The organism is Nocardiopsis protaetiae, assembly GCF_045446735.1.
Taxonomy (GTDB): Bacteria; Actinomycetota; Actinomycetes; order Streptosporangiales; family Streptosporangiaceae; genus Nocardiopsis; species Nocardiopsis protaetiae.
Genome location: NZ_JBJJBV010000056.1, coordinates 20,761 through 28,671 on the forward strand (window position 1 = coordinate 20,761; position 7,911 = coordinate 28,671).

The window sequence follows — 7,911 nt, forward strand, 5'->3', positions numbered from 1 at the left end:
GGTGAGCACCCCTGGTTCACTTCATGGCCGATTATTTGCCGATCTTCGCACAAAAAAGGATATGCGCACCAACGGTCCCCCACATCCCGGTCCCGGACTGCTCCGTGGCCGATCACGGCCATGGGCACCGGTTAAGGACACCGCCGAAAAAGCGGGTTCTCGACCGTTCCGTAACGTTTTCCCGATGATCACCCGAACGTACCGGAAAAGGTGGCGTGCAGTCTCTCCTGCCCCGCCCGTCCCCCTCCGCTACCGCTCGGGCGGACGTTCCGCGGACACCCCGCCCTCCGCACCCACCGACGGCACTACCGGCCGCATGCCCCGCTCCCGCCGAACCCGGCGCCACCGCGCCACCACGGTCACCGCACCCACACCGGCGGCGCCCGCGGCGATCACACCCAGCACGGCCGCCACCCCGCCCCGGTCCAGGAGCAGCGCGATCCCGGCGAACACGAACAGCAGCACGGACATGCCCACATAAAAGAACACGTTGTCGTCCTGCCCCGGCTCCTCCGCCCTCCCCACCGGCAAGGGCTCCTCTTCCCGGCGTACGACTGCGGGTGCCTCCCCCGCCGCCCGTGTCCCGCCCACCACCGGTGTCTCCCGCGCAACCGACGCATCACGCGCAATGGGCCCCTCGCCCACCGTCCGCGCCCCACGCACCGCCTGCGCAGCGCGCATGACGCGCACGGCGCGCGCCGCCCGGTTCAGCTGCGGGGCCGCCTCGCGCAGAATGACCGCCAGCGCCCACCGTTCCTCCTCGGCGGCCTCCCGGACGGCCTCGCGCACCGCACCGCACAGCTCCGTGTTCTCCGGATCCAGCTCCCGCACCACCAGCGCCTCCGGTCCCCCGGCGCCGGTGACCGGGTTCGCGGCGGCCCCGTGCGCCAGGGTGACCAGGCGCGGGAACGGAGGGTCGAGGCGCAGGCCCCCGTCGGGGAGGGCGTCGGCGATCCGGGCGCCCCACTCCCGCCGGGTGTCGACGGCGTGTGCGAGCCGGTCCAGGTTCTCCACCATGCGCGCGTACCTGGTGCAGGGGGTGTCCCGGCCGCATCCGTGTTCGGCGGGGGTGCGGCAGTGGTGCCGGCGCAGGGTGCGCAGCAGGCCGGAGCGGATCGCCCCGGTGAAACCGGCGAGGAACGGCTTCGGGTTCCCGGCCTCGTCCACCAGCAGGTGCCAGGACAGGTCCTCGCCCCGGAACAGGGGCCGCAGGCCGGGTGCCATCCGGGCCACGACCCGGGCCAGGAGCAGTTCGTCCCCGGTGTCGGCCCAGGTTCCGGACCCGGGCCCGCCCCTGCCGTCCCCGGCGGAGGTGGGGGTGTCGGCGAGCAGGTCCCGGGCCGAGGCGTCCAGCGGCGGCCACTCCGCCAGTCTGCGGCGGTGCTCCGCCGAGCGCAGGAACGCGACGGCGGTGTCCCACCGCTCCTGGAAGGCGTGGGCCAGGGACACCTGCGACGTGTGGTCGACACCGTCGAACCGGAAGGGGGACACCTCCCGGGCCGCGGTCCCGTCCACCGGCCCTCGGATCGTGCCGGTGTCCCACCGGTCTGGGAAGGCGTCGGTCGGAGACGCCGGGGTCGTGTGGTCGGCACCGTCGGGCCGGAAAGAGGGCTCTCCCCGGATCGCGTCCGCGGCCCCGGCCTCCGCGGCCCCCTCCAGCGACACCCGGTTCGCGGTCGTGCCCCCGTCCCCGGCCCCTCCCTGCCACGCCCCCAGGACGACGGTGCTCCCGTCCGCCGGCCCCCACGGCGCGGCCGTGTCCCCATGGCCGGCAACGCCCGCCCCCGACCCCAGGACCGCGGCGATCTCCTCGGCGGGGACCCGGATCGTGGTCGTGTCCCCGCTGCCGCCACCCCCCGACTCCGGCCCCGCCCCCGCACCCGCCCGCAGAACGGCGGCGATCTCCTCCGCGGACATCAGCCGCGTGGCGGGCCGGGCGGCGGCGTCGGGTACGGCGTCCCGACCGCCCTCACCACCCCCACCACTCTCGCCGCCCCCACCGTGCCCCAGCAGCGCCATCAGCACCTCCCGGGCCGTCGGGCGGTTCCGCGGCTCTTTGTCCAGGCAGCGCCGCACCAGCGGCAGCAACGTCTCCGGCACCCCGTCCAGGTCGGGTTCCCCGGTGGTCACCCGCATCATCAACGCCGGTGTGCTCGGCGCCTCGAAGGCCCCCCGCCCGGTGGCCGCGAACACCATGACCAGACCCCACGCGAACATGTCGATGGCGGTCGTGACCTCCCCTCCCCCGAACTGCTCGGGAGCCATGTACCTGGGGGTGCCCAGGACGGCGCTCGCGCCCGTCCCGGTCCCCTCCAGCGCGCGGGAGATCCCGAAGTCGATGACCCGTACCCCGTCCCGCCCCAGCAGGATGTTGTCGGGCTTGAAGTCCCGGTGCACCACCCCCGCCTGGTGGACGGCCACCAGCGCCGTGGCGGTGGACACCGCGAGCCGGTACAGGTCCCCGTCCGAACCGGGCCCCCTCTCCCGGATGAAGTCCTCCAGGGGTGTCCCCTCCACGAACTCCGTGGCGATCCACGGCGGGTCCCCGTCGGGGTCGGCGTCCAGCACCCGGGCGGTGCAGAACGGCAGCACCGACTTGACCAGTCCGATCTCGCGGGTGAACCGCTCCCGGAAATCGGTGTCCCTCAGGTGGCGGCCGTGCAGGACCTTGACGGCGGCCCGGTGGCCGTCGCGGTGCTCTCCCAGGTACACGGTGCCGAAACCGCCCGCACCGAGGAGGCGGACCAGGCGGTGGCCGCCCACCTCGGAACCGATGTCGACCACGGGGACGCTCCTTGTCGTTCTCCCCCGCCCGGGTCGCGGATACGGAGATCACGTGAGGGGACCGGCGGGGGTACGCGGCGAACGGGAATCCTTTTCCAGAACACTCTTTCGGCCCCCAGGGCGCGGCGGCACCGGCTGACCGGAACCGGTCACCGTGCCGCGGGCCACCCGCCCGGACCGGGATCGGCGAGAGAACCGAGCCACCCCTCCAGCTCCCGCAGATGCGCCGGGTCGCCGCCCGCGACGGGCCGCAGACCCTCGACGCGCGGCGGGCGCTCCCCCCGCTCGGCCTTCTCCCGGTCCCGGACCTCACGGATCCGACGTACCCGGCCGGGGGAGGTGGCCACACCCACCACGGCGGTGCCCAGGGCGACGGCGCCCAGCACGGCGGCCATGGCGATCTCGCCCAGGGTCAGCACCAGTCCGGCGAACACCGCCAGCAGCAGGGACATGCCCACGTAGAAGAAGGCGTTGTCGTCGCGGACCACCGGCTCCCGTTCCCCGGCGGCCTCCCGCACCCGCTCGCATTCGAGGCGTCGTCGCAGGTCACGAGCATCTTTCAGGGTGTGCGCCAGCACCGGCCCCGCCTCGCGCAGGGTGGCGGCGACCGCCCAGCGTTCGGCGGGATCGGCACGCCGGACCATGCCGTGGATCACGGGGTGCAGCTCCTCGGCACCGCGCGGGAGGCCGCCCACGGCCAGCGCGGCCAGCTCCTCGGAGTCGGTCACGGGTGCGGGCCCGGCGGCCCGGTGCGCCAGGACGACCAGGTCGGAGAGAGGCGGGGAGAAGCGCGGGCGGCCGTCGGTGAAGACATCGGCCACCGGGGCGCTCCACCGACGGTAAGCGTCGGTGGAGACGAGCAGGAGGCGCAGGTTCTCGGCGGTGCGGGCGTAGCGGACGCACGGGCCACCCTGAACGCATTCGTGCAGGTCGGGGGTTTGGCAGTGGTGTTCTCCGAAGGGCTGGAGGAGGCCGTGCAGCAGGGGCCGGGAGAGTTCGCGGTCGATCATCGGGACGGGCTCGCCGTCCACGTCCACCAGGAGGTGGTGCGAAAGGTCATGGCCGTGGTAGCGGGGCGGCGGCTCGGGGGCCATCCGGGCGATCAGCCGGGCGGCGGCCACGTCCTCCGCGGCGGGCTCGGGCGCGCGGGCGAGCACCTCCCGGGCGGCGCCGTTCAGCCCCGGCCACTGCGCCAACGCCCGTCTCTGCTCCCCCGAACGCAGCAGCCCGACCGCCCCGGCCCAGTCGTGCTGGAACGCCGCCGCCAGCTCGATCGCGAACCTGTACCCGTTCCCCCCGAACCAGAACCAGTCCTCGGCCCTCTCCTGCCTCGGCCCGTCCGCCCCCGCCTGCGGCCCCCGCGGAGGCGGAGCCCCCTGCACCGGCAGCGGCGTGTACGGCGCCTGCGCCGCCGAAGACCCCTGCGGCTCCGAAGCGGTGTGCGGGCCCTGCGGCAGCGGATAGGGGTGGGACGACGGGGGCACCTGCGGCGTGTGAGGTGGCGGGGACTATGGCGGCCCCGACTCTCCCCCTCCTCCCCCGGGAGGGGGTGCCGGGCAGCGCGTCGCCCGTCCCGGTGCGAGGCGGTTCGGGGTCGCCGTCGGTGTAGCCCAGCAGCACCACCAGCGCCTCCCGCGCGCTCGGCCGGTTCCGCGGGTCCTTGTCCAGGCAGCGCCGCACCAGCGGCAGCAACGTCTCCGGCACCCCCGACACGTCCGGCTCGCCCGAGATGATCCGCAGCAGGATCGCCGCCTGGTTCGGCGCTTCGAAGGCGTCCCGCCCCGTGGCCGCGAACACGATGACCGCACCCCACGCGAACACGTCGATGGCGGGCGTCACCTCCCGGCCCTCCACCTGCTCCGGCGCCATGTACCGGGGGGTGCCGATCGTCGCGCTGGCGCTCGCCCGCCCGCCCTCCAGCACCCGGGACACCCCGAAGTCGATGACCCGCGCCCCGTCCCGCCCCAGCAGGATGTTCTCGGGTTTGAAGTCCCGGTGCACCACCCCCGCCGCGTGGATCGCCGCCAGTGCCGTGGCCGTGGACACCGCCAGCCGGTACAGGTCGCCCCCGGACCGCGGCCCCTCCTTCAGCACCACCGAGGCCAGTGTGGGCCCGTCCACGTACTCCGTGGCGATCCACGGCCGCTGCGCGTCGGGGTCGGCGTCCAACACCTGCGCCGTGCAGAACGACGACACCTGCCGCGCCGGCGCCACCTCCCGGGCGAACCGCTCCCGGAAGTCGCCGTCGTCGAGGTGGCGCCCGTGCAGGACCTTGACCGCCCCCCGCCTCCCGTCGCTGTGCTCTCCCAGGTAGACGACGCCGAAGCCGCCTTCGCCCAGACGCCGAGCCAGCCGGTACCCGCCCACCTCGGAACCGACATCGATCACGGGCGCATTCCTTCGTCGTCTTGCCGTCCGCTACTCGGATATCACCTCACCGCACGCCGGGAACACGCCGGGGTATCGCAGGGGGACCAGGAGCGCGGGGTGGCGCGCCCACCTTCGCAGGCCCGGTGTGCGATCCGCGAGCGCTGGCCGAAGCCGGTCACCGTGCCGCGGGTCACCCGCCCCGGCGAACGCACCCGCCCCGCCCCGGCCCCCGTTCCGGGGTTCGGTACCCGCAGCAGCGCCCCGACCCGCGCCCGGGTCTCGTGCGCCCGCCTCCCCCTGCCCCCGAGCTCCCTCCTGCGGGCCTGGTAGGGGGGAGCTCGGGTCCCAGAACACAGATGAGCCGCGCCAGCCGCCAGCCGGTGGGACCTGTCCCGGGTGCCGGTCCCGGGCCCCCGCCGGGCGGCCCTCACGACAAAAAGGAAAACCCACTCCCAAGGAATTTTCGGCGCCCCGAAAACGACAGGGAAAACGGTCGCCGAGCACCCGTGATGTACAACGCCCGGGCCCGGGCGTTCCGCGCCGATTCGCCCCGAGGAAACGTCCGACGACCACGCCCCAACCCCGCCCGGCGCACCCTCCCGGAGAGGAAATCCCACCCCCGGGCCACCACCCCACCCCGCACTGTGCCAATCCACATGGGCGTGTTCTCGGAAACGGCACCGCACGCACGCGTTCTCGTGCATACTCGGAGCAGCGACCCCGGGAAGGGGAGGCGACCGGGCACGACGCACCCGGCGAGAGGGGCGCGCACTCCTGCGCGCATGCCGGGCACGCACCCGGGAGCCGTCGACGATCGCGTTCGAACACTTCATTTGCGCAGGGTTCGCGTGAAGACGACAGAACACGGTCAGGGACCGAGGAAAGAAACTCCGATTTCAGCACCCGGCCCCACCATGCCACAATGCGGCAGAGGACGACGGGTGGGTCCGATCCCGGGGGAGAAAACGGGCCTACCTGCCACTTTTTCGTGAGAACCGGCATGTTCTCTCGAATGCGTCCGGATCTTCGGCCTTTCCCCTAAAGTGGAGGGACAGGGGCCGCCGCGCGGTCCCGGGGCGGGCGGCGCCCCGCGCTCCCGTTCACTCCTACTCCCGGGGGCACGGGGTTCCGCTCGCCTCTCCGGACGCCTCGAACGCTTCGCCCCGCACTCAGGCCGAGGCCGCACTCCCACCCGCCGGCACCGCGTCCCCGCAGGCCGCCGCGCCCCTCTCGGCCGAGCCCTCCTCGAACGCACTCTTCTCACACGAGAGCACCGTCTCCAGCAACCCCGGGAACCGCTCCGACACGTCCTCGTCCCGCAGCGAGATGAAGCACCGCGTGCCCTCCGTGCGGCTCTGCACCAGACCCGCGTTGCGCAGGATCTTCAGGTGATGGCTCAGCGTCGACTGCGCGATCGGCAGGTCGATGTCCTTCCAGGCCCGCTCGCCGTCCCGGGCCGCGAGCATCCGCACGATCTTCAACCGGGTGGGTTCGGCCAGCGCGGCCAGCACCGTCACCAGCTCGACCCCGTCGAGCGGTGGATGGTGTTGCTCCCTCGCCGCCACGCGAACCTCCTCACACCGGCATTTCGCACCAGCATAGTGGGACGGGTGTATCTTCGATATTCGACGATCATCGAATACCCGAGGACATCCGAGGACCAGCATGACCATCACCCTGTCCGTGCTCGACCATGCGGGCATCACCGAGGGGTCCACGCCCGGGCAGGCCCTGCGCGACGCCCGCGACCTGGCCCGACACGTCGAATCCCTCGGCTACCACCGCTTCTGGCTGTCCGAGCACCACAACATGCGGGCGATCGCCAGCGCCGCCACCTCCGTCTCGCTCGGCTTCATCGCCGAGGGCACCTCGACCATCCGCGTCGGCGCCGGCGGCGTCATGCTGCCCAACCACGCACCCCTGGTCATCGCCGAGCAGTTCGGCACCCTGGAATCCCTCTACCCCGGCCGCGTCGACCTCGGCCTGGGCCGCGCGCCCGGCACCGACCCGCGCACCATGATGGCGCTGCGCCGCGACCACACCGCCGCCTCCGCGTTCCCGCACGACGTGCAGGAACTCCAGTCCTACTTCGAACCCGCCGACCCCGGACAGCCCGTCCGCGCCGTCCCCGGCGAAGGACTGCGGGTACCGCTGTGGATCCTGGGATCGAGCCTGTTCGGCGCCCAGCTCGCCGCACAACTGGGGCTGCCGTACGCGTTCGCCTCGCACTTCGCCCCCGACGCCCTCTACGAGGCGCTCAAGGCCTACCGGGAGGACTTCACCCCCTCCCGCCAGCAGCAGACCCCGTACGCGATGGCGGGAGTGAACGCGTTCGTCGCCGACACCGACGAGGAGGCCAAAGCCCTGTTCACCACCATGCAGCAGGCCTTCCTCGGAACACTGCGCGGGGCGCGCGGGCTGCTGCGCCCGCCGGTGGACTCGCTCGACACCATGTGGCGGCCCGGCGAACGGGAACGCCTGGACCACATGCTTCGTTACTCGTTCGTGGGTTCCCCGGAAACGGTGCGCCGCAAGCTCGAACTGTTCGTCACCGACACCGGTGTGGACGAGCTGATGGTGTCGTCGATGATCTACGACAAGAAGGCTCGCCTGCGCTCTTTCGAGCTGCTGGCGGAGGTCGCCGGTCTGGGCTGAGTCCCGCCCCCGAACCGGGAGGACACCGGGCAAGGTGGCGGCCGATGAGCGCTGTTGGCAGGCGGCGCGGGTCGCCCCTCCCGGGAGGGGAAGGCGAAGGGC

At 73.1% G+C, this 7,911-nt stretch carries 4 protein-coding genes and 1 pseudogene; 1 reads left to right on the plus strand and 4 read right to left on the minus strand.

Annotated elements, in window-relative coordinates; genetic code table 11:
* Positions 1-249 precede the first annotated feature (249 nt).
* From ACJOT3_RS11650 to ACJOT3_RS11665, 4 genes and pseudogenes are all read right to left on the minus strand, one after another.
* Complete coding sequence (locus tag ACJOT3_RS11650) at positions 250-2,784, minus strand: serine/threonine-protein kinase (RefSeq protein ID WP_406971804.1); 2,535 nt, start codon at positions 2,782-2,784, stop codon at positions 250-252.
* A gap of 149 nt (positions 2,785-2,933) precedes the next feature.
* Positions 2,934-4,268: a hypothetical protein gene (locus tag ACJOT3_RS11655; RefSeq protein WP_406971812.1), complete on the minus strand. Its 1,335-nt coding sequence runs from the start codon at positions 4,266-4,268 to the stop codon at positions 2,934-2,936.
* 199 nt (positions 4,269-4,467) lie between these two features.
* A pseudogene (locus tag ACJOT3_RS11660) lies at positions 4,468-5,172 on the minus strand (serine/threonine-protein kinase); the annotation flags it as partial.
* Positions 5,173-6,323: 1,151 nt separating this feature from the next.
* The gene (locus tag ACJOT3_RS11665) at positions 6,324-6,719 is read right to left on the minus strand and encodes an ArsR/SmtB family transcription factor (protein WP_406971806.1); all 396 of its coding nucleotides are present in this window, start codon (positions 6,717-6,719) and stop codon (positions 6,324-6,326) included.
* A gap of 100 nt (positions 6,720-6,819) precedes the next feature.
* Between ACJOT3_RS11665 and ACJOT3_RS11670 the strand changes: the two genes are divergently transcribed.
* A complete protein-coding gene (locus tag ACJOT3_RS11670) occupies positions 6,820-7,809 on the plus strand; it encodes an LLM class flavin-dependent oxidoreductase (RefSeq protein WP_406971808.1) in 990 nt (329 codons plus the stop codon).
* Positions 7,810-7,911: the final 102 nt, after the last annotated feature.